The organism is Streptomyces sp. CA-111067 (assembly GCF_050956065.1).
Taxonomy (GTDB): domain Bacteria; phylum Actinomycetota; class Actinomycetes; order Streptomycetales; family Streptomycetaceae; genus Actinacidiphila.
Map to the genome: position 1 here is coordinate 2269243 of NZ_CP192103.1, position 24511 is coordinate 2293753.

20 protein-coding genes and 3 tRNA genes are annotated in these 24511 nt (G+C 72.8%); 11 read left to right on the forward strand and 12 right to left on the reverse strand.

The window, feature by feature from the left end; translation table 11 throughout:
* Positions 1-448 precede the first annotated feature (448 nt).
* The gene (locus ACQPW6_RS09885) at positions 449-2914 is read left to right on the forward strand and encodes an indolepyruvate ferredoxin oxidoreductase family protein (protein ID WP_433889194.1); all 2466 of its coding nucleotides are present in this window, start codon (positions 449-451) and stop codon (positions 2912-2914) included.
* Here ACQPW6_RS09885 and ACQPW6_RS09890 read toward each other — a convergent pair.
* Entirely contained in the window at positions 2911-3585 is a 675-nt protein-coding gene (locus tag ACQPW6_RS09890) for a TetR/AcrR family transcriptional regulator (RefSeq protein WP_433889195.1), read from the reverse strand. The two genes, ACQPW6_RS09885 and ACQPW6_RS09890, sit on opposite strands and share 4 nt — an antisense overlap.
* A 237-nt stretch (positions 3586-3822) precedes the next feature.
* Between ACQPW6_RS09890 and ACQPW6_RS09895 the strand changes: the two genes are divergently transcribed.
* On the forward strand, positions 3823-4704 hold the full coding sequence (locus ACQPW6_RS09895; RefSeq protein WP_433894479.1) for an alpha/beta fold hydrolase: 882 nt from the start codon (positions 3823-3825) through the stop codon (positions 4702-4704).
* Between the two features lie 18 nt (positions 4705-4722).
* On the opposite strand, the gene ACQPW6_RS09900 is transcribed toward ACQPW6_RS09895, so the two are convergent.
* The gene (locus ACQPW6_RS09900) at positions 4723-5100 is read right to left on the reverse strand and encodes an allophanate hydrolase-related protein (protein ID WP_433889196.1); all 378 of its coding nucleotides are present in this window, start codon (positions 5098-5100) and stop codon (positions 4723-4725) included.
* 288 nt (positions 5101-5388) lie between these two features.
* Here ACQPW6_RS09900 and ACQPW6_RS09905 point away from each other — a divergent pair, with 288 nt between their 5' ends.
* The 3 genes from ACQPW6_RS09905 to ACQPW6_RS09915 all read left to right on the forward strand — a co-directional run bounded on the left by ACQPW6_RS09905 (position 5389) and on the right by ACQPW6_RS09915 (position 8411).
* The gene (locus ACQPW6_RS09905) at positions 5389-6156 is read left to right on the forward strand and encodes an alpha/beta fold hydrolase (RefSeq protein ID WP_433889197.1); all 768 of its coding nucleotides are present in this window, start codon (positions 5389-5391) and stop codon (positions 6154-6156) included.
* Entirely contained in the window at positions 6153-7334 is a 1182-nt protein-coding gene (locus ACQPW6_RS09910; RefSeq protein WP_433889198.1) for an NAD(P)/FAD-dependent oxidoreductase, read from the forward strand. Before ACQPW6_RS09905 ends, ACQPW6_RS09910 begins: the two co-directional genes overlap by 4 nt.
* 81 nt (positions 7335-7415) lie before the next feature.
* Positions 7416-8411: an alanine racemase gene (locus ACQPW6_RS09915; protein ID WP_433889199.1), complete on the forward strand. Its 996-nt coding sequence runs from the start codon at positions 7416-7418 to the stop codon at positions 8409-8411.
* A gap of 134 nt (positions 8412-8545) precedes the next feature.
* Here the strand turns inward: ACQPW6_RS09915 and ACQPW6_RS09920 are convergent, their stop codons facing one another.
* On the reverse strand, positions 8546-9514 hold the full coding sequence (locus tag ACQPW6_RS09920) for an alpha/beta fold hydrolase (RefSeq protein WP_433889200.1): 969 nt from the start codon (positions 9512-9514) through the stop codon (positions 8546-8548).
* 402 nt (positions 9515-9916) lie between these two features.
* Here ACQPW6_RS09920 and ACQPW6_RS09925 point away from each other — a divergent pair, with 402 nt between their 5' ends.
* A complete protein-coding gene (locus ACQPW6_RS09925) occupies positions 9917-11248 on the forward strand; it encodes a sensor histidine kinase (protein WP_433889201.1) in 1332 nt (443 codons plus the stop codon).
* On the forward strand, positions 11233-11877 hold the full coding sequence (locus tag ACQPW6_RS09930) for a LuxR C-terminal-related transcriptional regulator (RefSeq protein ID WP_433889202.1): 645 nt from the start codon (positions 11233-11235) through the stop codon (positions 11875-11877). The genes ACQPW6_RS09925 and ACQPW6_RS09930 overlap by 16 nt, the downstream gene beginning before the upstream one ends.
* 31 nt (positions 11878-11908) lie before the next feature.
* On the opposite strand, the gene ACQPW6_RS09935 is transcribed toward ACQPW6_RS09930, so the two are convergent.
* The 5 genes from ACQPW6_RS09935 to ACQPW6_RS09955 all read right to left on the reverse strand — a co-directional run bounded on the left by ACQPW6_RS09935 (position 11909) and on the right by ACQPW6_RS09955 (position 13048).
* The gene (locus tag ACQPW6_RS09935; RefSeq protein ID WP_433889203.1) at positions 11909-12316 is read right to left on the reverse strand and encodes a PIN domain nuclease; all 408 of its coding nucleotides are present in this window, start codon (positions 12314-12316) and stop codon (positions 11909-11911) included.
* Positions 12313-12546, reverse strand: coding sequence for a type II toxin-antitoxin system VapB family antitoxin (locus ACQPW6_RS09940; RefSeq protein ID WP_433889204.1), 234 nt, complete (start codon positions 12544-12546; stop codon positions 12313-12315). Before ACQPW6_RS09940 ends, ACQPW6_RS09935 begins: the two co-directional genes overlap by 4 nt.
* 120 nt (positions 12547-12666) lie before the next feature.
* Positions 12667-12740: transfer RNA gene (locus ACQPW6_RS09945), tRNA-Ile, on the reverse strand.
* 157 nt (positions 12741-12897) lie between these two features.
* Positions 12898-12970 (reverse strand) — tRNA-Asn (locus ACQPW6_RS09950).
* A 5-nt stretch (positions 12971-12975) separates the two neighbouring features.
* A tRNA-Asn gene (locus ACQPW6_RS09955) sits at positions 12976-13048 on the reverse strand.
* A gap of 170 nt (positions 13049-13218) precedes the next feature.
* Between ACQPW6_RS09955 and ACQPW6_RS09960 the strand changes: the two genes are divergently transcribed.
* The 4 genes from ACQPW6_RS09960 (at position 13219) to ACQPW6_RS09975 (ending at position 19133) form a co-directional block, all read left to right on the forward strand.
* On the forward strand, positions 13219-13548 hold the full coding sequence (locus tag ACQPW6_RS09960) for a YtxH domain-containing protein (RefSeq protein ID WP_433889205.1): 330 nt from the start codon (positions 13219-13221) through the stop codon (positions 13546-13548).
* A 189-nt stretch (positions 13549-13737) separates the two neighbouring features.
* Positions 13738-15183: an FGGY family carbohydrate kinase gene (locus ACQPW6_RS09965; protein ID WP_433889206.1), complete on the forward strand. Its 1446-nt coding sequence runs from the start codon at positions 13738-13740 to the stop codon at positions 15181-15183.
* Between the two features lie 252 nt (positions 15184-15435).
* On the forward strand, positions 15436-17172 hold the full coding sequence (locus tag ACQPW6_RS09970; protein ID WP_433889207.1) for an ABC transporter ATP-binding protein: 1737 nt from the start codon (positions 15436-15438) through the stop codon (positions 17170-17172).
* A 44-nt stretch (positions 17173-17216) separates the two neighbouring features.
* A complete protein-coding gene (locus ACQPW6_RS09975; protein WP_433894480.1) occupies positions 17217-19133 on the forward strand; it encodes an ABC transporter ATP-binding protein in 1917 nt (638 codons plus the stop codon).
* A 79-nt stretch (positions 19134-19212) separates the two neighbouring features.
* Here ACQPW6_RS09975 and ACQPW6_RS09980 read toward each other — a convergent pair whose 3' ends face one another.
* The 4 genes from ACQPW6_RS09980 to ACQPW6_RS09995 form a co-directional block, all read right to left on the reverse strand.
* Entirely contained in the window at positions 19213-20370 is a 1158-nt protein-coding gene (locus ACQPW6_RS09980) for an RNA polymerase sigma factor (RefSeq protein WP_433889208.1), read from the reverse strand.
* A 267-nt stretch (positions 20371-20637) separates the two neighbouring features.
* The gene (gene dnaG / locus ACQPW6_RS09985; protein ID WP_433889209.1) at positions 20638-22593 is read right to left on the reverse strand and encodes a DNA primase; all 1956 of its coding nucleotides are present in this window, start codon (positions 22591-22593) and stop codon (positions 20638-20640) included.
* Positions 22594-22683: 90 nt separating this feature from the next.
* Positions 22684-23136, reverse strand: coding sequence for a GNAT family N-acetyltransferase (locus tag ACQPW6_RS09990; protein ID WP_433889210.1), 453 nt, complete (start codon positions 23134-23136; stop codon positions 22684-22686).
* Between the two features lie 60 nt (positions 23137-23196).
* Positions 23197-24456 carry an NAD(P)/FAD-dependent oxidoreductase gene (locus tag ACQPW6_RS09995; protein WP_433889211.1) on the reverse strand — a complete coding sequence of 420 codons (1260 nt, stop codon included), beginning with the start codon at positions 24454-24456 and terminating at the stop codon, positions 23197-23199.
* Positions 24457-24511: the final 55 nt, after the last annotated feature.

Below are 24511 nucleotides of genomic sequence, written 5' to 3' on the forward strand. Positions count from 1 at the left end.
CCCGGTACTGCGGGCTGTGGGTCGGCCTGAAGATCGCCACCAGCGTCGCGGACGGCTCCGCGTCCGCCGAGGTCTCCCCCGACCGGGTCGGGACCGTCACACCGAAGGCCGCCGGCGGGCAGCCTTACGTCCACCAGGTCTCGGCCGCGTTCGTCCAGCCGAAGCTGGCGGCGCTGGAGCGCAGCATGGTGGGCGAACGGCTCGAACTGGCCAGGCGGTACGCGGCGGCGAACGGCCTCAACGCGATCGACGGCGGCGGGGCCGGCGACCGGGTGGGCGTGGTGGCGGCGGGCAGCACCTACCTGGAGGTGCGCCAGGCGCTGCACCGGCTCGGCCTCACCCCGGTCGCCGCCCGCGAGCGCGGCATCCGGCTGCTCAGGCTCGGCATGGTGTTCCCGCTCGACCCGGCGATCGTCACGGAGTTCGCCGACGCCTGGACGAGATCGTCGTGGTCGAGGACAAGCGCTCGTTCATCGAGGCCGGGATCAAGGACGTGCTCTACGGGCGGCCGGGCGCGCCCGCCGTGCACGGCAAGTACGACGCCGCCGGGAAGGTGCTGCTGCCCGCGGACGGCGATCTCGGCGCCGACGTCATCGCGACCGCCCTGGTGGCGCGGCTCTCTGACCGCGAGGGCTTCGCCGACCTGGCCGAGCGGTTGACGCCCCGGTCCCCCGCCGCGCCGGTCCGGCGGTTCCTGCCGCTCGCCCCGCGCACCCCGTTCTTCTGCTCGGGCTGCCCGCACAACCGCTCCACGGAAGTGCCGGCCGGGTCCCTGACCGGGGCCGGCATCGGCTGCCACGGGATGGCGATGCTGCTTCCCGGCGAGCGGGTCGGCGACGTGATCGGGCTGACCCAGATGGGCGGCGAGGGCTCCGCGTGGATCGGCATGGAGCCGTTCGTGGACACCGGGCACATGTTCCAGAACCTGGGCGACGGCACGTTCCACCACTCCGGCAGCCTCGCCGTGCGCGCGGCCGTCGCCGCGGGATCGAACGTGACGTTCAAGCTGCTCTACAACTCCGCGGTCGCGATGACCGGCGGGCAGTCCGCCGGGACCCTGGGCGTCCCCGACATCACCCGGCTGCTCGCGGCCGAGGGCGTCCGGCAGACCGTGGTGACCACCGAGGACACCGGCCGCTACCGCCGGGTGCGGCTGGGGCCGCGCGCCACCGTCGTCCACCGCGACGAGCTGCCGCGGGTGCAGGAGCGGCTGGCCCGGGTCCCGGGCGTGACCGTGCTCATCCACGACCAGGAGTGCGCCGCCGAGCTGCGGCGCAAGCGCAAGCGCGGGCTGGCCGCCGATCCGGCGCGGCGGGCGTTCATCAACGAGCGGGTGTGCGAGGGCTGCGGCGACTGCGGCGCGAAGTCCAACTGCCTGTCGGTGCGGCCGGTCGAGACCGAGTACGGCCGGAAGACGGAGATCCACCAGGACTCCTGCAACAAGGACTTCTCCTGCCTGGACGGCGACTGCCCGTCGTTCCTGAGCGTCGTGCCCGGCGACCTGAGGGCCCGTGCGCGCACGGCGCCGCCGTTGCCGGCCGACAGCTCGGCCGAGCCGCAGGCCGGCGGGGCCGACGGGGCCGACGGGGCCGACGGGTTCACCCTGCGGATCACCGGGATCGGCGGCACCGGCGTGGTCACCGTCGCGCAGATCGTCGCCACGGCCGCCGCGCTGTCGGGCCGCCATGTGCGCTCCCTGGACCAGACCGGTCTGGCCCAGAAGGGCGGCGCGGTGGTCTCCGACCTGCGGATCAGCGACTCCCCCAGCGAGCTGTCCAACCGGCTGGCGAGCGGCGAGTGCGACCTCTACCTGGGCTGCGACGTCCTGGTGGCGGCGTCCGCCACGTACCTGGGGGTCGCCGACCCGGCGCGGACCACGGCCGTCGTGGCCACCGGCGAGGTGCCGACCGGCGCCATGGTCATCGACACGGCGGCGCGATTCCCGGCGTCCGCGCGGACCCTCGGCCAGATCGCCGCGCACACCCGGCCGGCGGCCGGCCGGTTCGTGGACGCGCAGCAGGCCACCGCGACGCTGTTCGGCAGCAGCCAGGGCGCCAACGTGTTCCTGCTGGGCGTCGCCCACCAGCTCGGCGCCCTGCCGATCGCGGCCGGGTTCGTGGAGCGGGCGATCGAGCTCAACGGGGTGGCCGTGGAGGCCAACCGGCAGGCGTTCCGCCGCGGGCGCCAACTGGTCGGCGCGCCCGGCGACTTCGACGCGGCCCTCCGCGCCGCCGACGGCCGGCTGCCCGATCCGGAACCGTCACCCGCGGCGCCCGAGCCGCTGGCGGACCTGGTGCGGCGGCGGGCGGCGGAGCTGGCGGACTACCAGAACGCCGGCTACGCCCGCGAGTACACCGACTTCGTCGGGCGGGTGGGCGCGCTGGAGGCCGAGCGGGTGGCCGGCTCGACCGCGGTGAGCAGGGCGGTCGCCGAGCAGTTGTTCAAACTCATGGCGTACAAGGACGAGTACGAGGTCGCCAGGCTCTCGGTCGACCCGCGGCTGGCCGACGAGGTCGAGCGGCAGTTCGGGGCCGGGGCGACCTTCTCCTACCGGCTGCACCCGCCGGTGCTGCGGGCGCTGGGCATGAAGCGCAAGGTCAGCCTGGGGCGCTGGTTCCGCCCGGTGTTCGCGGCGCTGTACCGGCTGCGGTGGTTGCGCGGCACGCCCTTCGACCCGTTCGGCTACACAGAGGTGCGCCGCACGGAACGGGCGCTCGTCGGGGAGTACCGGGAGCTGGTCGGCCGGAGTCTGGAACGGCTCGGGGCCGGGAACGTGGAGCAGGTCGCCGAGATCGCCGGGCTGCCGGACATGATCCGCGGCTACGAGCACGTCAAGCTCGGCAACGTGGCCGGGTACCGGGCCGCGGCGGACCGGCTGTCGGCGGCGCTCGAACTCCACCAGCCGGTGGCCTAGCCGGGCGGCCGCGGGGCCCGCGCGTCGGGGGCCCGCGCGCTCAGGGTCTGCGGGCTCAGGGTCTGGGCGCTCAGGGCTTGCGCGAGCGCGTCCAGGGTCACGGACACGATGGCCGCGAGCTGCGCCGGGGTCGCCCCGGCCCTGCTCATGACGGCGAGCGACTGGTTCACCGCGGCCACGTGGACGGCGAACCGGTCGGCTTCGCCGTCGTCCAGCCGGCCGGCCTTGAGCGCGGCGCGCAGGCGGGTGTGCTGGAGCCCGAGGGCTTCCTTCGCGTGCGCCGCGACCCCCGGGCTCAGTACGGGGACGGCCATGGCCGACTGGGCGATCAGGCAGCCGTCGGGAAGGTCGGGATCGGCGATGCGGGCGAGCGTGACGTCGAAGAACCGGCGGACGGCGGCGAGGGGGCCGTCGTCGGTGTCGGAATCCGCGTCCGCCTCCGGGGCCGACAGGGCGGTGTCGTATCTGGCGCCGTAGCGGGCGGCGTACCGGTCGAGGCAGCGCAGGAAGAGCGCGTCCTTGTCGCCGAGCGAGGCGTAGATGGAGCTGCGGTTCAGGCCGGTGGCCCGGGACAGGTCGTCGAGCGAGGTGTCGGCGTAGCCGTCCCGCCAGAACTGGACCATGGCGGCGTCCAGGGCCGTGTCCATGTCGAACTGCTTCTTGCCTGCCATGTGGCACTTCCTCGCCGGTACGTCGGTCTCCCCGCGCCGCGGGTGTGCCGCCATCCTATCTTGAACTGATCAGTCCAAGACGTGTTAGCGTTCGGGCCCTGACACCGTTGGAGGATTCCCGTGACCGACACCGCGACCAGCGCCCGGGGCAGCTCCGAGCCGAATTCCGAGCCCGGGTCCGAACCCGGGTCCGAACCCGGTACCGAGCCCGGCTCCGCGCTCCATCCCGTCCGCGGCCTGCCGCTGCACGACCTGCCCGGGTTCGCCCACCGCTGGGTCGACGCGGACGGCGTCCGGCTGCATGCCGTCGAAGGCGGGCGGCGGGGCGGCCCGGCCGTCGTCCTGCTCGCCGGCTTCCCGCAGACCTGGTGGGCCTGGCGGAAGGTGATGCCCGTCCTGGCCGGCCGCTGCCACGTCATCGCGATCGACCTGCCGGGCCAGGGCCACTCCGAGCGTCCGGAGCGCGGCTACGACACGCAGACCGTCGCCGCCCGCGTGCACGCCGCCGTCCGGGCGCTCGGCGTGCCGTCCTACTGGCTGGCCGGCCACGACATCGGCGCCTGGGTCGCGTTCTCGCTGGCCCTCGACTTCGAGCGCGACCTGCGCGGGGTCGCGCTGCTCGACGCCGGGATCCCCGGCGTCACCCTCCCCGACGCGATCCCCACCGACCCGGAACGGGCCTGGAAGACCTGGCACTTCGCCTTCCACCTGGTGCCCGAGCTGCCCGAGACGCTGCTCGCCGGACGCGAACGGGACTACGTCGGCTGGTTCCTGAAGGTGAAGGCGCTGTCCCCCGACACGTTCGACGAGGCCGAGATCGAGCACTACGCGGCGGCCGTCGCCGCGGACGGCGGTCTCCGGGCGTCCCTCGCCTACTACCGGGACGCCGCCGAGTCGGCGCGCGGGAACCACGAGGCGCTCGCGCGGCGGCACTTGACGCTGCCCGTCCTCGGGATCTCCAGCAGCCACGGCTCCGTTCCCGACATGGCGGCGTCCCTGCGCCCGTGGGCGGACGACACCACCGGAGTCGTGGTGCCGGGCGCCGGCCACTTCATCCCGGACGAGCAGCCGGAAGCCGTCGCCGCCGCGCTGGCCGGGTTCGTCACTGCCGGCAACTGACCTGCCGGCGAAGGCTGTTCAGCCGAGCCGCGCCAAGTGCAGCCGCCAGGACGCCACTTCGGTGATGTCGGCCACCTCGGCATCGTCCGCCCGGCCCGCCCGCACCACCATCCCGAAGGTCAGCCGCCCGTCCGAGAGCGCGACGACGGAGAGTTCGAGCTGCTCCGGCTCCGAGCCCAGCAGCCGGCGCAGCTTGGCCATCGGCACGTCGTACAGCTCGCCGAGCACCCGCGTGCCGCCCTCGTCGACCGGCAGCAGACCGGGGAACCCGCTGCCGAAGGCGAGGAAGCGGTAGTCCGGCGCGGTCCGGATCTCGCCCAGGAACGCGGAGCCGGCGATGTGCTCGTGCGCGCTTCCGCCGCGCATGCCTTCGCCGTTCAGGAACATCAGTGCCATGTCGTCTCGTCTCTCGTCCACGGATGGGGCCCGGCCACGCGGGGGCGCGCGATCACGACCTGGGGCGCGCGATCACGGCCTGACGCCTCGCGAGGTGATCGTGCCAAGGACGGGGCCGCCGCCGTTGGTCCCCCGCACCCATTTCCGGGCCCCTGGTTCATTCCGCGACACGATGTACGCCCCCGGGACGCGGTGACAGATTCGACCTCGGCCGGCGGACACGTCCGCACCCGCCCAGCCGCCGGGTGTGCCCCGCACACAGGCGCAGACAAAGGGGATGACCACGTCGTGCGCGATGCCACCGAACCTGCCGAGTTCGACGTTCCGATCGGAGCGCGCCACCTGCGGGTGACCCGTTGCGGGAACGGCCCGGTCAATGTCGTCTTCGAGGCGGGCGGCGGCTGTTCCGGCGCCGACTGGCTGCCCGTGCAGCGGCTGCTGCCGCAGGTGACCAGCTGGAGCTACGACCGCGCGGGCGAGGGCGCCAGCCCGGGCAACGGGGACTGGAGCCTCGACGCGAGCGTGCGCGATCTCCGCGGCTGGCTGGCGGCGGTGGACGTCACCGGGCCCGTCGTCCTCGTCGGCCACTCGCTCGGCTGCCACATCGTCCGGGCCCTGGCGGCGGAGGACCCGGCCGCGGCATCGGCGATGCTGCTGGTGGACGCCCGGCCGCCGGGCTTCGAGCGGACCGTCCTCGACGCCGGGATCGCGATACCGATGCCGCCACCGGGGTCCAGCATCTTCAAGGAGTTCACGCTCGCCGACGACCTGGTCAGCGGCCTTCCCGCCCCGGCGGGCGTGGCCGCCGCCGCGATCTGCTGCGAGCGGTTCGACGGGGCGCCGGGCCAGCTCAGCAGCACCGATACCGACGTGGTCGCCGGGCTGTGGCGGGAGGCCCAGGCCGGCGTCGCGCGGGCGATCGGGCAGCCGTCCGTGCTGGTCGCCCCCGGCACCGGCCACCGGGTGCCCGCCGAGGCGCCGGACTTCGTCGCCTCGGCGATCCGCGACCTGCTCGACGGGCGGCCCGTGACCGGCTCCCGGGAGGAGCGGGCATGAGGCCGTACGACGTGGTGGTGGTCGGCGGCGGGATCGCGGGCGCCTCGATCGGGTACGAGCTGGCCGCCGACCGCTCGGTGTGCCTGCTGGAGCGGGAGTCGACGCTCGCGCTGCACACCACCGGGCGCTCGGCGGCGACCTTCATCGAGAGCCTCGGCGGCAGTCAGATCCGCGGGCTGACGAAGTCGAGCCGGCCCTTCTACGAGGACCCGCCGGAGACGTTCACGGGACCGCTGCTCACCCCGCTGCCGCTGCTGCTGACCGCCCCGGCGGGCCGCGCGGACGCGGTACGGGAGATGCACGGGCAGATCAGCGCGCTGACCCCGGACGTCCGGCTGGTCGGCGAGGCCGAGGCGCGCCGGCTCAACCCCCTGCTGCGGCCCGGCTATCCGCAGCTCGCGCTGCTCGAACCCGGCGCGATGGAGATCGACGTCCACGCCGTCCACCAGGGCTACGTGCGCGGGATCCGGCAGCGCGACGGGGCCGTGCACAAGTCGGCGGGGGTGGTCTCCGCGACCCGCGCCGGCGCGGTGTGGAGCGTCACCGACGCGGCCGGCGAGACGTACCAGGCACCGGTCGTGGTCAACGCGGCCGGCGCCTGGGTCGACGAAGTCGCGCGGGCGGCGGGCGCGCGGCCGATCGGCATCCGGCCGCTGCTGCGCACGATCTTCATGGTGGCCGCGCCCAGCGGCATGGACCTGGCCGGGCTCCCCCTGACGGCGGATGTCGACGAGACCTTCTACTTCAAGCCGGAGGGCGCGCAGTTGCTCTGCTCGCCGGCCGAGGAGACGCTGACGCCGCCGAGCGACGCGAAGCCGGACGAGACGAGCATCGCCCGGGCGCTGGACGCCATCAACGAGGTGACGATGCTCAACGCCCGCCATGTGCGCGGTTCTTGGGCCGGGCTGCGCAGCTTCGCGCCCGACCGGAACCCGGTGGTCGGGTTCGACGCGGAGGCCGAGGGCTTCTTCTGGTTCGCGGGGCAGGGCGGGTTCGGGATACAGACAGCGCCCGCCCTGGCGCGGCTCGGTGCGGCGCTGCTGCGGCGGTCGGACGGCACGGCGGGCTTCGCGGCGGACGTCACGGAGGGCGTCGCCACGGAGATCGCCGGGGACATGGCGGCCAACGGCGTTTCGGTCGGGCAACTCGCGGCAACGCGTTTCAGCACGGCCAACTGAAGGCCGCGCCCTCCCTGTTGCGGGGGGACGTGGCGCACCGGACCGGCGGGCGCCGGGTGCGGATAAGGGTGCGGAGGCGGGATGAACGCGGACAGGGTCGCCGATCTGCCGACACCGGCACTCGTCGTCGACAGGGCGGCACTCGACCACAACATCGAGGTGATGGCCGCCGCCCTGCCGGGCGACCGGCTGCGACCGCACGTCAAGGCGCACAAGTGCACCGGCCTGGCCCGGCGGCAGGCGGCGGCCGGGCACCGCGGATTCACCTGCGCCACCATCCGCGAGTGCGAGGGCATGGCCGCGGCGGGCCTGGGCGCCGACCTGCTGCTGGCCAACGAGGTGCTGGACGCCGGCCGGATCGGCGCCCTGGTCCGCGCGGGTGCCCGGGTGACGCTGGCCGTCGACTCCGCCGAGACGATCGAGGCGGCGGTTCGCGGCGGGGTGCGGGAGGTGGTCGTGGACGTCAACGTCGGCCTGCCGCGCTGCGGTTGCCGGCCCGCCGACGCCGGCTCGCTCGCCGAACTGGCCCGGGCCCGCGGTCTGTCGGTCCGCGGCGTGATGGGCTACGAGGGCCACGTCATGGCCCTCGGCGACGCGGCCGAGCGGGCCCGCAGGTGCCGGCTGTCGATGGAACTGCTGCTCGCCGCGGCGGCCGACGTCGGGGGCGAGCTGATCTCGGCCGGCGGCACCGGCACCCACGACTGCAACACCTGGGCGACGGAGATCCAGGCCGGCTCGTACGCGCTGATGGACGCGCAGTACAACCGGCAGGGGCTCCCGTTCCGGCAGGCGGCGCACGTGCTGGCGACGGTGGTGTCGAGCGCCGCGCGGTGGTCGGTCGCAGACGCCGGGCTGAAGGCGTTCGGCATGGACCACGGCGACCCCGAACTCCCGGGCGCGCGGGTCCGGCTCTGCTCCGACGAGCACACGACGTTCGCCCCGCCGAGGCGGGTCGGCGAGCGGGTGCGGCTGGTGCCGGCGCACATCGACCCGACGGTGGCCTACCACGAGCGGATCTACCTGTGCGACGGCGACAAGGTCGTCGACTGCTGGCCGGTGGATCTGCGCGGGTGGTAGGGCCCTGGCCGGGAGCGCGGGTGTCCGCCGGCGGCTGGGGCACCGTCCGGCGGCTCGGGCGTCCGCCGGCGGCGCGGCGGTCGGACGGGCGGGTCCGCCGGCGGCATGGGGCGCCGGCGGACTTCGCCGTGCCGTCAGCTGACGGCCTTCACCATGGCCTCGACCTGGGCCTCGACCAGTCCGGGCGCGTCCAGCGGGACGTCGTGCGAGGTGTGCGCGGCCGTGACGAGGTGCCGGTTCGGCGCCTCCTTGGTGAACGTGGCCTCGGCGTCACGCCACGCCTGGGCGTCGGGCGCGGAGGTCGGGAACGGGGTCTGGGCGGAGGCGATGACGGTGGCCGGGACGCCGGTCGGCCAGGCCGCCTTGTGGTACGCCTTGTGCTCCGGCACGTAGTCGGCGGCGACAGCCAGCAGCTGACGCTCCGGCTTCGTGGTGGCATGCCCTTTCAGCGCGCTGACCTGGGCCTGGTTGGCCGCCGCGACCCGGGCGATCTCGGCGTCGGCGTAGAACGGCGGCAGGCTGGCGTCCACCAGGACCGCGCCGCTGAGCTGCCCCGGGTACTGGCGGGCGAAGTAGGTGGCGATCTCCCCCGCCTCGGAGTGCGACACCAGCACCACGTGGTGCGCGCCGAGCGCGGTGAGCCCGGTCTCCAGGTCGGAGACGGCGTTCTGGACCTTCCACGGGCCGGGGACCTCGTCGCTCGCGCCCATCCCCTCGCGGTCGTAGGTGATGACCTCGGAGCCGGTGCTCTTGGCCAGGGCCGGGGCGATGTCCTTCCAGTAGGTGGAGTCGGCGCCGCCGCCCGCGTCCAGCACGATCGCGGGGAGGCTGCCGGGGATGACGTGGAAAGCCACCTTGTGGCCGTGGTCGGTGATCATGTGGGTGCCGGCGCTGGGGCTCCCCGTCGGGCTCCCGGTGGTGCTCCTGCCGGCGGCCGGGTCGGCTTTCGCCGCGGCGGAGCTGGTCGTGGCGGGGTGGGAGGACGCGCTGCGGGTGCTGCCCGAGTGGCCGCAGCCGGCGAGGACGCCGGTCAGGGCGGCCGCCGCGGCCACGGTGATCGCGGTACGCCGGAGCTTGGCTGAGGCCGGGGTCTTTGCGGTCATGACGGATCTCCCGTGTGTTGCCGTCGGGGCGCGGGCGGCCCGGGACGGAGTGTCGCCGGGGTCGTCCCCGACGAGTTCAACCCTGCTCGCGCGGGCCCGCCCGGGCACGGGGGCTGAATCCCCGGGTGGGGTAGACAAAACCCCACTGTGCGGAGGGGGGCGGCCCGGTCAGGGTGGGGGCATGACCCTGATCCCCGCGATGCGCCGGCCGCTGCCAGGGCGCTCCGCTGCCCGGTGCCGGCGCCCTGCACGGGGCCGTCCTCCTGCGCGGGACGGACGGGCGCCGGGCCGACCTGGACCGGGCCCGCGTGGACGCAACCGGCGCCTGCCGGGCCGACCTGGACCCGGCCCGCGTGGACGCGATCGGCGCCTGCCGGGCCGACGTGTGAGGATGTGCCCGTCATGACCGGACCCGATCCGCAGCCCGCACCAGACCCGCGCCCCGCCCCGCCGTACCCGCGCCCGGGCCCCGGCCGTGGTGTGCGGGCGGCCCTCGTGCCGCGGCTTGAACTGCTCGGCTGGTCACTCGTCCTGCTGCTGGCCTCCGCCGCGGCCTTCACGCTGCTGATGGTGTGGACCGCGGCCACCGCTCTCGTCCTGATCGGCGTCGGCCTGCCGCTGGCGCTGCTGTCGACGGTGCTGGTGCGCTGGTTCGCCGACCGGCACCGGGTGTGGGCGGGGCGGCTGCTGGGCGAGCCGATCGCCCGCCCCTACCTGCCGGTCCCGGCGGGGCGCCGGCCGCGCCGGCTGGCGGTGATCCTGAAGGACCCGGCGACCTGGCGGGACCTGGCCTGGCTGGCGGTGGACTCGGTGGCGGGGTGGTTCACCGGCGGCGGCTCGTTCCTGCTCTTCGCCGGCGGGCTGTTCTACCTGGTCTATCCGGTGGTGTTCGCGCTGACCCCGCCGGAGGTGTTCAGGACGCCGCTCGGCCCGCGCTTCCACCTGCACTCCGTCGCGGAATCGGTCGCGATGGTGCCGCTCGGCCTGCTCCTGCTCGCGCTCTGGTACGCGAGCGCGGTGCCGCTCGCGCGGCTGAACGCGCTGGTGATCCGCTCGTTGCTGGCGCCGACCGAGCAGGCCCGACTGCGGGCGCGGGTGCAGCAGTTGGCGGCCTCGCGGGCGGAGACCGTGGACACCCAGGCCGGCGAACTACGCCGGATCGAACGGGACCTGCACGACGGCGCCCAGGCCCGGCTGGCGTCGCTCGGCATGAGCCTGGGCCTGGCCGAGCAGCTGCTCGCGCACGACCCGCAGGCGGCGGCCCGGCTGCTTGCCGAGGCGCGGGAGTCCACCTCCACCGCACTGGTCGAACTGCGCGATCTCGTACGGGGCATCCATCCGCCGGTGCTGGCCGACCGGGGCCTGGACGGCGCTATCCAGGCGCTGGCGCTGGTCAACCCGGTGCCGACCGAGGTCGTCATCGACCTCCCCGGGCGGCTGCCGGCCCCGGTGGAGTCGGCGGCGTACTTCGCGGTCGCCGAGGCACTGGCCAACGCGGTCAAGCACGCCCGGGCGCGGCACATCTCGATCCGGCTCCGGTACACCGGCGAGGGCGGCGGCCTGCTCGATGCCGTCGTCAGGGACGACGGCATCGGTGGCGCCTCGTTCGCGGGCGGCACCGGACTGCGGGGCATCGAGCGGCGGTTGAGCGCGTTCGACGGCACCGTGAGCGTGGACAGCCCGGCCGGCGGACCCACCGAAGTGAGGATGACGCTGCCATGCGTGTTGTCGTAGCCGAGGATCTGGCCCTGCTGCGCGAGGGGTTGATCCGCATCCTGCACGCCTACGAGTTCGAGGTCGTCGAGGCGGTGGACAACGGCCCTTCCCTGGTACGGGCGTTGGACCGGCACCGCCCCGACGTGGCGGTGGTCGACGTCCGGCTGCCCCCGACGTTCACCGACGAGGGGCTGCGCGCCGCGATCGACGTCCGCAGCCGCGTCCCGGGCCTGCCGGTGCTGATGCTCTCGCAGTACGTGGAGCAGCTCTACGCCCGCGAGTTGATGTCGGACCGCGCGGGCGCGGTCGGCTACCTGCTCAAGGACCGGGTCTCGAACGTCGCCCAGTTCATCGACTCGGTCCGCCGGGTAGCCGCCGGCGCGACGGTGATGGACCCGGACGTCGTCGCCTCGCTGCTGGCCCGCCACGAGACCGACGAACCGCTCAAGACCCTCACCCCCCGGGAGCGCGAGGTGCTCTCACTGATGGCCGAGGGCCGCTCCAACGCGGCGATCGCCGCCCGGATGTTCGTGACCGAGAAGGCCGTGAGCAAGCACAGCTACAACATCTTCGCCAAGCTCGGCCTCCAGCAGTCCGACGAGGACAACCGCCGCGTCCTGGCCGTCCTGGCCTACCTCCAGGCCTGACGGCCCGGCTTCGACCTGAGCGCGGGCAGTGTCAGTGACGGATGTCGCGCTGTTGTACGTCCTTGAGGATGCCGGCCACGGTGGCGAAGTCGTTGTCGACGTGGAGCACGGTGTGGCCGTGGTGAACCGCGGTCGCGCAGACCAGTAGGTCGATCGGGCCCGCGGAGCGGTGCAGGCTGCGCTGGGTGAGTTTGTACTGGGCGGTGTCCACCCAACGCCACGCGTTCTTCGGTACAGCGGACAGCGGGCACAACACGTCGAGTTCCGCGGCCAGTTCGTCCCGATGGCTCGGGCTGGAGGCCGAGAACAGGAACTCGGTTCTGGTGGGTTCGCAGACCCGGAACACCCCGGCGGCGATGTGCCCCTCCCACGGCCGCAGCGCCCCCGGGGTACGGAACAGATGCCACAACGCCGAGGTGTCGAGGAGATAGGAGATCACTCGAAGGCTGCCCGCCGCGCCTGCTTGCCCGCGTCATACGCGGCAGCGGCCTGCTCGAACTCGCCCTCCGCCCCGCGGGCAGCCAGCTTCTCAGCGGCCTCCAGTCGCTTGATCCGGTCCACGTAGTCCCGCAGGGCGACGTTGACCGTCTCCTTCTTCGTCGTCACCCCCATCAACCGCATGGCCTCGGCCAGCGCCTCATCGTCGAGATCGATCTGAGTGACCGACACAGCGACCGCCTCCTTGATGGCAATGTATGCAACCACGATACATCACCAACATCGCGTGGCAGGAAGAGACAACAAGAAGGGAGTTTGTGCCGGCGGCGACATAAAACCACCAGCCCAGAGTGGGGCGGGTGGGACTCGAACCCACGACCGACGGATTATGAGTCCGCTGCTCTAACCGGCTGAGCTACCGCCCCGTACGGCGCGCCTTGCGCGCCGTCTGCCGCAGCATAGCTGCTCATACGATCTGTCGCCCTCGCGGGTCACGCACGCGTCACCGGGTGGACTTCTCCGGGTGGGCGGGCGGCTGCGCGGGGTATGAAAAAGGACCCCCGCGGGGTCCTGATCCTGGCGCTCCCCCGACTGGACTCGAACCAGTAACCTGCCGGTTAACAGCCGGCTGCTCTGCCAATTGAGCTACAGGGGACCGAGCTCCCCCGACTGGACTCGAACCAGTAACCTGCCGGTTAACAGCCGGCTGCTCTGCCAATTGAGCTACAGGGGATCGCTCTGCGTGCACCGAATGCACCCGCCAGAAGCTTCCTGGTGAGCGCGTGCCCGGTGCGACACATACATTAGCGCAAGTGGGGGGGTGCTTCGCCAACCCATAGTCGCGGGGTTGCCTTCCGGCTCCGGAGGGTAGGCGCCGGACACAGAGCTGAGAAGGGTGGAGCCATGCGCTACCGGCTGACGTTCATCTTCGGTGCCGCCTTCGGTTACGTGCTCGGCGCGCGGGCCGGGCGGGAGCGCTACGAGCAGTTGCGCAAGAGCGCGCAGCGGCTCGCCCAGAACCCGGCGGTGCGCAACGCCGCGGAGAGCGCGGCTCAGCAGGGCCGGACGGTGGCGGTGAAGGCGGCCGACAGCGCCCAGACGAAGTTCGGCGACCGGCTGCCTGACTCGCTGTCGGACAAGGTCGCCGACAAGGTGCGGACGCTGCGCGAGCGCAGCAACAGCAACGGCCACGGCGCCGCCGCCCAGGACGACTGGGGCGGCTCCCCCAACTGACCCCCCCGGCTGGCCGGCGAGAACCGGTCGGCCCGGCCCTCGGTCCCGGCGAGAATCGGTCGGCCCGCCCCCGGCCCCGGCCCGGGCCCGGCGAAAACCCGCCTCCCCGGTCACGGCCGTACTAATCGGAACATCACGTTCCGTACCGGCCGTCCCGTTCCGCGCCCCGGTGCGGCATCATCTCCGTCCATGGGGAAAGTCGCGGGTATCGACAGCTCGACCACCGGCACCACCGTCGTCGTGTGCGACGGCGACACCGGGGAGGTCCTGCGGCACGGGCACGCGCCGCACCCGCTGGGCGACGGGGAGAAGCCGACCGAGCTCGACCCGCAGGCGTGGCTGCTGTCGCTCGGCGAGGCGGCCAAGGGCGGCGTGCTGGAGGGCGTGCAGGCGATCGGGATCTCCGGGCAGCAGCACGGGCTGCTCGCGCTGGACGCCGGCGGGGTGGCCGTACGGGCCGCGCTGCTGCGCGGCGACAAGCGGGCGCAGTCGCAGGCCGCCGATCTGACCGAGGAGCTGGGCGGGGCGGCCGGCTGGGCGGAGGCGGTCGGCGCGGTGCCGCAGGCCGCGTACCCGGTGGCGAAGCTGCGCTGGCTGGCGCAGCACGAGCCGGCCGCGGCCAAGCGGATCGCCCACGTCCTGCTGCCGCACGACTGGCTGGTGTGGCAGCTGCTGGGCCAGCCGGCCCGGCGGACCACCGACCGCGGTGACGCGTCCGGCACCGGCTACTGGTCGGCGGCCACCGGCGAGTACCGCACCGACCTGGTCGAGCTGGCGCTCGGCCACCAGGTGGCGCTGCCCGACGTGCTGGCCCCGGCCGAGCCGGCCGGCCAGACCCCCGAGGGGCTGCTGATCTCGGCCGGCACCGGCGACAACATGGCCGCCGCGCTGGGCCTGGGCCTCGGGCCGGGTGACGCGGTGGTCTCGCTGGGCGCGGCCGGCACGGTCTTCGCGGTGCACCACGAGGCGCTGACCGACCCCACGGGCACGATCACCTCGTTCGCCGACGCGACCGGCCGCCACCTCCCGGTGGTCTCGGTGCGCAACGCCGTACGGACCCTGCGCGGCACCGCCGACCTGCTCGGCACCGACCTGGCCGGGCTCTCCGAGCTGGCGCTGGCCTCCACGCCGGGCTCGTACGGCCTGGTGATGCTGCCGTACCTGGAGGGCGAGCGGACCCCGGACCTGCCGCACACCGCGGGCACCCTGTCCGGGCTGCGCCGCGACTCGATGAAGCCGGAGCACCTGGCGCGGGCCGCGTTCGAGGGCATGCTGTGCGGGCTCACCGACGCGCTGGACGTGCTGCGCAACAAGGGCGTGGAGGTGCGCCGGGTGTTCCTGCTCGGCGCCGCCGGCGAGCTGCCCGCGGTGCAGGCCATCGCGCCCGCGCTGTTCGGCGCGCTGGTGATCGTGCCGCCCGCGGCGGAGTACGCGGCGCTGGGCGCGGCCCGGCAGGCCGCCTGGTCACTGGGCGCGGTGCTGGGCTCGCAGTCGCAGTCCGAGCCGCCGCACTGGGCGCAGACCGGCGCCGTCCTGCTCGACCCGGGCGAGGACGCGGCCGTCGGCTCGGCGGTGCGCCAGCAGTACATCGCTGTGCGCGAACACACGCACCCCGGGGCCTTTGCCTCGCTTTAACCACATGCGGCTCGGGCATGTCAGAAGATAGTGTTGCCCGCCGATCACGTCGAGCCGCCCGCCGGTCTCCGGTCCACCGCTCAGCCGGTGCGCCGACCCGCGGTCTCGACGAATTTGTGCGTTGTGCGCCACGCACCTCGCGCAACATGACACGTCACGCACCGGCGCTCCCCCGGCACGGCCCCACGTGCCCCGGGTCCCGCACGGGGTGTGGCAGGTCATGCCGACATCGCCGACACCGAGGTATTCAGTGTGCTGATCCGACTCCTGCGATCCCATCTGGGGCCGTACAAGCGCCCCATCGGCCTTCTGGTGCTGCTGCAGCTCGTGCAGACCATAGCCGCACTCTTCCTGCCCACCCTCAATGCGGACATCATCGACAACGGTGTCGTGAAGGGTGATACCGGATACATCCTCGGCATGGGCGCGACCATGATCGGAGTGACCGTCGTCCAGGTCGTCTGCGCCGTCGGGGCGGTGTTCTTCGGCGCGAGGACCGCGATGGCCGTCGGCCGGGACCTGCGGACCTCGGTCTTCGACCGGGTGCAGAGCTTCTCGGCCCGCGAGGTCGGCCAGTTCGGCGCCCCCTCGCTGATCACCCGCACCACCAACGACGTCCAGCAGGTGCAGATGCTGGTGCTGATGACCTTCACGCTGATGGTCGCGGCGCCGATCATGTGCGTCGGCGGCATCATCATGGCGCTCGGCCAGGACGTGCCGCTGTCCTCGCTGCTGCTGGCCGTGGTGCCGGTGCTCGGCATCTCGGTCAGTCTGATCATCCGCAAGATGCGCCCGCTGTTCCGCACCATGCAGACCCGGGTGGACACCGTGAACCGGGTGCTGCGCGAGCAGATCACCGGGATCCGGGTGATCCGCGCCTTCGTCAAGGACGACTACGAGCAGAAGCGCTTCGCCGAGGCCAACGAGGACCTGACCTCGGTGTCGCTGGCCACCGGCCGGCTGATGGCACTGATGTTCCCGGTGGTGATGGCGGTGGTGAACGTCTCCAGCGTCGCGGTGCTGTGGTTCGGCGCGCACCGGATCGACAGCGGCGGCATGCAGATCGGCGCGCTGACGGCGTTCCTGAGCTATCTGATGCAGATCCTGATGTCGGTCATGATGGCCACCTTCATGTTCATGATGGTGCCGCGCGCCGAGGTGTGCGCCGAGCGCATCCAGGAGGTGCTGGGCACCGACTCCAGCGTCGTACCGCCGGCCAAGCCGGTCACATCGCTGCGGCGGCGCGGTGAACTGGAGCTGTTCAGCGTGGAGTTCGCCTACCCCGGCGCGGAGGCGGCGGTGCTGCGCGGAGTGGACCTGATCGCCAGGCCGGGCGAGACCACCGCGGTGATCGGCTCCACCGGCAGCGGCAAGTCCACGCTGCTCGGGCTGATCCCGCGGCTGTACGACGCGACCGGCGGCCGGGTGCTGGTGGACGGCGAGGACGTGGCCGATCTGGATCCGGCGCTGCTGGCCGAGACGGTGGGCCTGGTGCCGCAGAAGCCGTACCTGTTCTCCGGCACGGTGGCGACCAACCTGCGGTACGGCAAACCGGACGCGACCGACGAGGAGTTGTGGCGGGCGCTGGAGACGGCGCAGGCCAAGAAGTTCGTGGAGGGCCTGGAGGGCGGCCTCGACGCACCGATCGCGCAGGGCGGCAGCAACGTCTCCGGCGGTCAGCGGCAGCGGCTGGCGATCGCCCGGGTGCTGGTACGGCGCCCGGAGATCTACCTGTTCGACGACTCCTTCTCGGCGCTCGACTACGCCACCGACGCGGCGCTGCGCCGGGCGCTGGCCAAGGAGACCTCGCAGTCCACGGTGGTGATCGTCGCCCAGCGGGTGTCCACCATCAGGGACGCCGACCGGATCGTGGTGCTCGACGAGGGCGCGGTCGTCGGCACCGGCACCCACCAGGAACTGATGGCCGGCAACGACACCTACCGGGAGATCGTGTTGTCGCAGCTCACCGAGCAGGAGGCGGCGGCGTGAGCGACAGCGACAACGGCAAGGCCGCACAGCGGCCGCCGCGTCCGATGGGCGGCCCTGCGCGCTTCATGAGCGGCGGGCCGGTCGAGCGGTCGATGGACTTCAGCGGCTCGCTGAAGCGGCTGCTGCGGATGATGCGGCCCGACCGCGTCCTGCTCATGACGGTGCTGGCGTTCGGCACGATGAGCGTCGCGCTCGCCGTCACCGGGCCCAAGATCCTCGGCCGGGCCACCGACCTGATCTTCGCCGGGGTGATCGGCGGCCAGATCCACGGCGTCAGCAAGCAGCAGGCGCTGGACAACCTGCGCGAGCACGGCAAGGGCGGCGTCGCCGACATGCTGGGCGGCATCCACTTCACGCCCGGCCAGGGCATGGACTTCCACGCGATCGGGATGGTGCTGCTGCTGGCGCTGGGGGTCTACCTGGGCTCCGCGCTGCTGAGCCTGGTGCAGAGTCGCACCGCCATCAAGGTGATCAACCGGTCGGTGTACCGGCTGCGTTCCGACGTGGAGGACAAGCTGTCCCGGCTGCCGCTGTCGTACTTCGACCAGCAGCCGCGCGGCGAGGTGCTCAGCCGGGCGACCAACGACATCGACAACATCGGCCAGACCATGCAGCAGACCATGGGCCAGCTGATCAACTCGCTGCTGACCATCGTCGGCGTGATCGCGATGATGTTCTGGATCTCCTGGCTGCTGGCGCTGGTCGCGCTGGTAACGGTGCCGCTGACGCTGCTGGTGGCGACCCGGGTCGGCAAGCGGGCGCAGCCGCAGTTCGTGCAGCAGTGGAAGACCACCGGCAAGCTGAATGGGCACATCGAGGAGATGTACACCGGGCACTCGCTGGTGAAGGTCTTCGGCCGGGCCAAGGAGTCCGCGGAGACCTTCGCGGAGGAGAACGAGGCGCTGTACCAGTCCGGTTTCAAGGCGCAGTTCATCTCCGGCACCATCCAGCCGCTGATGATGTTCATCGGCAACCTCAACTACGTCCTGGTGGCGGTGGTCGGCGGCCTGCGGGTCGCGTCGGGCGCGCTGTCCATCGGTGACGTGCAGGCGTTCGTGCAGTACTCGCGGCAGTTCAGCCAGCCGCTGACGCAGGTCGCGAGCATGGCGAACCTGATCCAGTCAGGGGTCGCGTCGGCCGAGCGGGTCTTCGAACTCCTCGACGCCGAGGAGCAGTCGGAGGAGCCGAAGGCGCCGGCCAGGCCGGAGCGGCTGCACGGCCGGGTGTCGCTGGAGGACGTGTCCTTCCGCTACGTCCCTGACAAGCCGCTGATCGACAACCTGTCGCTGAAGGTCGAACCGGGCCACACGGTGGCGATCGTCGGTCCGACCGGCGCGGGCAAGACCACCCTGGTCAACCTGCTGATGCGGTTCTACGAGGTGTCCGGCGGCCGGATCACCCTGGACGGCACCGACGTGTCGGCCATGTCCCGCGAGGAGTTGCGCTCCTCGATCGGCATGGTGCTCCAGGACACCTGGCTGTTCGGCGGTTCGATCGCGGACAACATCGGCTACGGCAGCGAGAAGGCCACCCGCGAGGACATCGAGGCGGCGGCCAGGGCGGCGCACGCCGACCGCTTCATCCGCACCCTGCCCGACGGCTACGACACGGTGATCGACGACGAGGGCACCGGCGTCAGCGCGGGTGAGAAGCAACTCATCACCATCGCACGGGCGTTCCTGTCCGACCCGGTGATCCTGGTGCTCGACGAGGCGACCAGCTCGGTCGACACCCGTACCGAGGTGCTGATCCAGCGGGCGATGGCCAAGCTCAGCCACGGCAGGACCAGCTTCGTCATCGCCCACCGGCTGTCCACGATCCGCGACGCGGACGTGATCCTGGTGATGGAGTCCGGGTCGATAGTCGAACAGGGCACGCACGACGAGCTGTTGGCCGCGGAGGGTGCCTACGCGCGGCTGTACGCGGCGCAGTTCGCGCAGGCGGTCGCCGAGGTGGACTGACCGCGGCGCGTTCAACACGGCGGCGGGGTACGGGTGTCGGCCCGTACCCCGCCGCCGTGCACCACGCGGGGCGGCCGGACTATTCGAGGTAGCCGCGGAGCTGGTCGGCGAAGGCGTGGTCACGCAGCTTGCCCAGGGTTTTGGACTCGATCTGCCGGATCCGCTCGCGGGTGACGCCGAAGATCCCGCCGATCTCCTCCAGGGTGCGCGGGCGGCCGTCGGCCAGTCCGTAGCGCAACTGGACGACCTTGCGCTCGCGTTCGCCCAGCGTGCCGAGCACCGCGTCCAGGTGCTGGCGCAGCAACAGGAAGGCCGCGGACTCCACCGGCGAGGTGGCGTCGCCGTCCTCGATCAGGTCGCCGAGCGCGACATCGTCCTCCTCGCCGACCGGGGCGTGCAGCGAGACCGGCTCCTGGGCCAGCCGCAGCACCTCGCTGATCCTGGCCTCCGGCAGGTCCAGCTGGCGGCCGACGTCCTCGGCGCTCGGCTCGTAGCCGCGCTCCTGGAGCAGCCGGCGCTGCACCCGCACCACCCGGTTGATCAGCTCCACCACGTGCACCGGGACCCGGATCGTCCGGGCCTGGTCGGCCAGTGCCCGGGACATCGCCTGCCGGATCCACCAGGTGGCGTAGGTGGAGAACTTGTAGCCGCGGGCGTAGTCGAACTTCTCCACCGCGCGGATCAGCCCGAGGTTGCCCTCCTGGACCAGGTCGAGCATGGTCAGGCCGCGGCCGACGTAACGCTTCGCGACCGAGACCACCAGCCGCAGGTTCGCCTCGATCAGCCGCCGCTTGGCCATCCGGCCGAGCACCACGATCCGGTCCAGGTCGACGGCCAACTGCGAGTCCAGGTCCGGGAAGTTGACCAGCTTCTCCTCGGCGAACAGGCCCGCCTCGACCCGCCGGGCGAGCTCCACCTCGTCCTCGGCGCTGAGCAGCGGTATCCGGCCGATCTCGCGCAGGTACTGCCGGAACAGGTCGGCCGACGGGCCGGCCGGCTCCTCCCGCGGCGGCGGCCCGTCGTCGGGCGGCTCGTCCCGTCCCGGCGGCGGGTCGTCAGGGGGTTCGTCCCGGCGCTGGAGCGGCACTCTGGGCGCCGGGAGGTCCCCCGGCGGCTCCGCCGGGGACTCCGCCCCGGCTTCGTCGGCCACGGTCAGCGGTGCTGGGTGCGCTTGCGGTGCGGGCTGTTCCTGGATCTTGGACTGAACCGGGATCTGGGTGTGGGTCTGGGTCTGCACGGAAGCGACCTCCGCTGTGAGCGCGACGTTGTGCTCGGAGAGGCTCAGGCGCCGTCACCCAGTGTGGCCCAGGTCGCCCCGCGCCACGAGGGTCGTGCGGTTGCTTTTTCACGCCACGTCACCAATCGCCCGCGCGCGGTCACTCATCGGAGATGACGCGTACATATGCCCGTCCCGGGCGCGGTGGCGAGGTCCCGGCGGGGGCGGGACGGCGGGGCGGGACGGCCGGGGGCCCGGGCGGCCGGGGGCCCGGGCGGCCCGGCGGGCTCAGAGGCCGGCCGCGCCGCTCTGCCGGAGCCGCTGCGCGTACTGCTCCAGTGCCCACGACTCACCGAGCGAGGCGACCATCTCGGCGGCGTCATGGCGAACGCCCTGGGCGGCGAGCCTGGCCTGCTTGCCGTGCACCTCGGCGAGGCGGCGCTTGACGGCGTTCAGCCGGACGCTGACCAGGACCTCGCCCGCGTAGAACTCGGGGGCCTTGTGCATGACCGGCTCGACGGCCAGTTCGGTGACCATGCTGCGGACCGTGTCGTCGGGGGCCGCGTCGCGGACCCGGGTGAGGTAGTCGGCGTCGGCCGCCTCGACGCCGCCGGCCTCGGCGATCAGCCGCCGCACGGCGGCGTACGGCGGGCCGGTGAACTCGTCCTCGCCGTAGGCGTCGAAGGCCGGGGAGACCAGTTTCGGCTGCTGGAGGGCCAGCTTCAGCAGCTCACGCTCCACGCGGTGGGCCGGGCTGCGCAGGTCGAGCCGGGGACCGCGCGGCGAGTTCTGCATGGGGGGGCCGGCCGGCTGCCGGTCGGGGCCGCCCGCGTACGGGCCGCCCCGGCCGCCTCCCTCACGCCCGTACTGCGGGCGGTTGCCCGTACTGCCGCTGCCCGCCGCGCGGGCCCTGGACATCGCACGGACCCGGCGGATGATCGACTGCTCCTCGGCCTGGGTGCCGATCCCGGCCATGCCGATCAGCCGGATCGCGTAACGGTCGCGCAGCGCCTGGTTCTTGATCGCGGCGACCACCGGCACGGCCGCGTCCACCGCCGCCACCCGGCCCTCGTCGGTGTCCAGGTTGTAGCGGGCCACCATCGAGCGCAGCGCGAACGCGAACAGCGGGGTGCGCTCGTCCATCAGTCGCTGCACCGCCGCGTCGCCCTCGGCGAGCCGCAGTTCGCACGGGTCCATGCCGCCGGGGGTGATCGCGATGGAGGTCTCGGCGGCGAACTTCTGGTCGTCCTCGAACGCCCGCAGCGCGGCCTTCTGGCCGGCCTCGTCGCCGTCGAAGGTGAAGACCACCTCGGCGGTGGAGTTGTCCATCAGCAGCCGGCGCAGGATCTTGATGTGGTCGCCGCCGAACGCGGTGCCGCAAGTGGCGATCGCGGTGGTGACCCCGGCCAGGTGGCAGGCCATGACGTCGGTGTAGCCCTCGACGACGACCGCGCGGCCGGTCCTGGCGATCTCCTTCTTGGCCAGGTCGATCCCGTACAGCACCTGGGACTTCTTGTAGAGCGGGGTCTCGGGGGTGTTGAGGTACTTCGGCCCCTGGTCGTCCTCGCGCAGCTTGCGGGCGCCGAAGCCGATCACCTCGCCGGTGATGTCCCTGATCGGCCAGATCAGCCGGCCCCTGAACCGGTCGATGGCGCCGCCGCGGCGGCTCTCCGAGGCCAGCCCCGAGGTGATCAACTCCCGGTCGGTGAAGCCCTTCCCGCGCAGGAAGCGGACCAGGTGGTCCCAGCCGGCCGGGGCGTAGCCGACCCCGAAGTGCTCGGCGGCGGCCTGGTCGAAGCCGCGGGCGGCCAGGAAGGCACGGCCGATCTCCGCCTCGGCGCCGCCCAGTTGCTCGACGTAGAACAGCGCGGCGGCGCGGTGCGCCTCGACCAGCCTGATCCGCTCGCCCTGCTGGCGGCCGGTGTTGGCGTAGCCGCCGTCCTCGTACCGCAGGGTGATGCCGGCCTGGGCGGCCAGCCGCTCGACGGCCTCGGTGAAGGAGAGGTGGTCGAGCTTCATCACGAAGGCGAGGGTGTCGCCGCCCTCGCCGCAGCCGAAGCAGTGGTAGAGCCCCTTGGACGGGCTCACCTGGAAGCTCGGCGACTTCTCGTCGTGGAACGGGCACAGGCCCTTGAGGTTGCCGCCGCCGGCGTTCTTGAGCTGGAGGTACTCGGAGACGACGGCGTCGATCGGGACCGCGTCCCGTACCGCCTTCACGTCTTCGTCCTTGATCCTGCCGGCCATTCCCGCAGTCTACGGCGCTGCCAGGACACCGGCGGCCGGGACCGGGAGCCGCGCCATGCCTTACCGGCCGAGGCTTTACCGGTCGAGGTCCTACCGGTCGAGGTCCTTCGTCACGAACACGTAGTGCGGGCCGCTGGGCTCCAGGACGAACTGCTCGCCGATCGCGGTGAAGCCGAAGTGCTCGTAGAAGCCGGTGGCCGAGGTGCGGCCGTTGCACCAGGACAGGGTGGCGCCGCGGGCCGCCGACTCGCGCAGGCCCGCGTTCAGCGCGGCGGCGCCGAAGCCCTGGCCGCGCACGGACGGGTCGCTGCCCATGCCGCGGAAGCGGTACGCGAGCGCGGTCTCACCGGGCAGGGGGTCCGGGAAGAACGTCACGCAGCCGCGCACCTCGCCGTGCTCGTCGTAGGCGGCTATGTGGAACGTGTCCGCGCGGGAATCCTCCGGGTACACGGCGGCCTCGCGCGGCAGGCCGGTGCGGAGCACCGACCAGCGCAGCGCGAAGATCTCCTCGACGGGTACGACGGCGGTTCGCGTGACAGGCATTGCGGGTGTCCTTCCTGGTCAGTCCAGGCAAAAGGGTAGCCGCACCCGCTGACACCGGTCTCAGACGAGGCTGCCGAGCGGCACCTTCGGGTCCGACAGCGCCTCCGGATCCACCGGTTGACCCGACCTGATCAGGTGCTGGATCGCCTCCGTGACATCCCACACATTGACGTTCATTCCGGCGAGCACCCGGCCGTCCTTCAGCCAGAACGCGATGAACTGGCGCTTGCCGACGTCGCCGCGGCACACCACCTGGTCGTACGAGCCCGGCGCGGCGTTCCCGGAGAACTCCATGCCCAGGTCGTACTGGTCGGAGAAGAAGTACGGCACCCGGTCGTAGCTGACCTCGTGGCCGAGCATCGCGCGGGCCGCGGCGGGCCCGCCGTTCAGCGCGTTCGCCCAGTGCTCGACCCGCAGCGTGCCCCCGAGCAGCGGGTGCTCGGCGTTGGCGACGTCGCCGGCCGCGAAGATGTCCGGGTCGGAGGTGCGCAGGCCGGTGTCCACCGCGATGCCGCCGCCGGCCGCGGGACCGGCCAGCGCGAGGCCGGCCGCCTCGGCGAGCGCGATCCGCGGGGCCGCGCCGATCGCGGCGAGCACGTCGTGCGCGGGGTGCTCCTCGCCGTCGTCGGTGAGCGCGGCGAGCACCATTCCGTCCTGGCCGGTGATCTCGGTGAGCCGGGCGCCGAAGTGGAAGCGCACCCCGTGCTCGGTGTGCAGGTCGGTGAAGACCGAGCCGAGCTCCGGGCCGAGCACCGTGTGCAGCGGGGTCGGCGCGGACTCCACGACGGTGACCTCGGCGCCGTAGCCGCGGGCCGCCGCGGCGACCTCCAGGCCGATCCAGCCGGCGCCGGCGATCACCAGGTGGCCGTTCTCCCGGCCGAGGCTGGTCAGTACGTGCTTGAGCCGCTCGGCGTGCGCGAGCCGCCGCAGGTGGTGCACCCCGGCCAGGTCGGTGCCGGGGATGTCCAGGCGGCGCGGCTCGGAGCCGGTGGCCAGCAGCAGTTTGTCGTAGATCAGCGCGGTGCCGTCGCCGAGCCTGACGGTGCGGGCGGCCCGGTCGAGGTGCACGACGGGCTGGCCGAGGTGCAGCTCGATGTCGTGGTCGGCGTACCAGTGCGGCTGCTGGACGAAGACCGAGTCGCGGTCGGCGCTGCCGGTCAGAAAGCCTTTGGACAGTGGTGGACGTTCATAGGGGTGGTCGAGCTCGTCGCCGATCAGTATCACCCGGCCGGTGAATCCCTCGGCGCGGAGCGTCTCGGCGGCCTTGGCCCCCGCTAGCCCCGCGCCGATGATCACGAAGGTCTGGTGTGCGTCCACCACTGTGCGCCTCCCCTGCCGGTCGTTCGTTGTCGCGAGCGCGGCTCTGTGCGTGCGC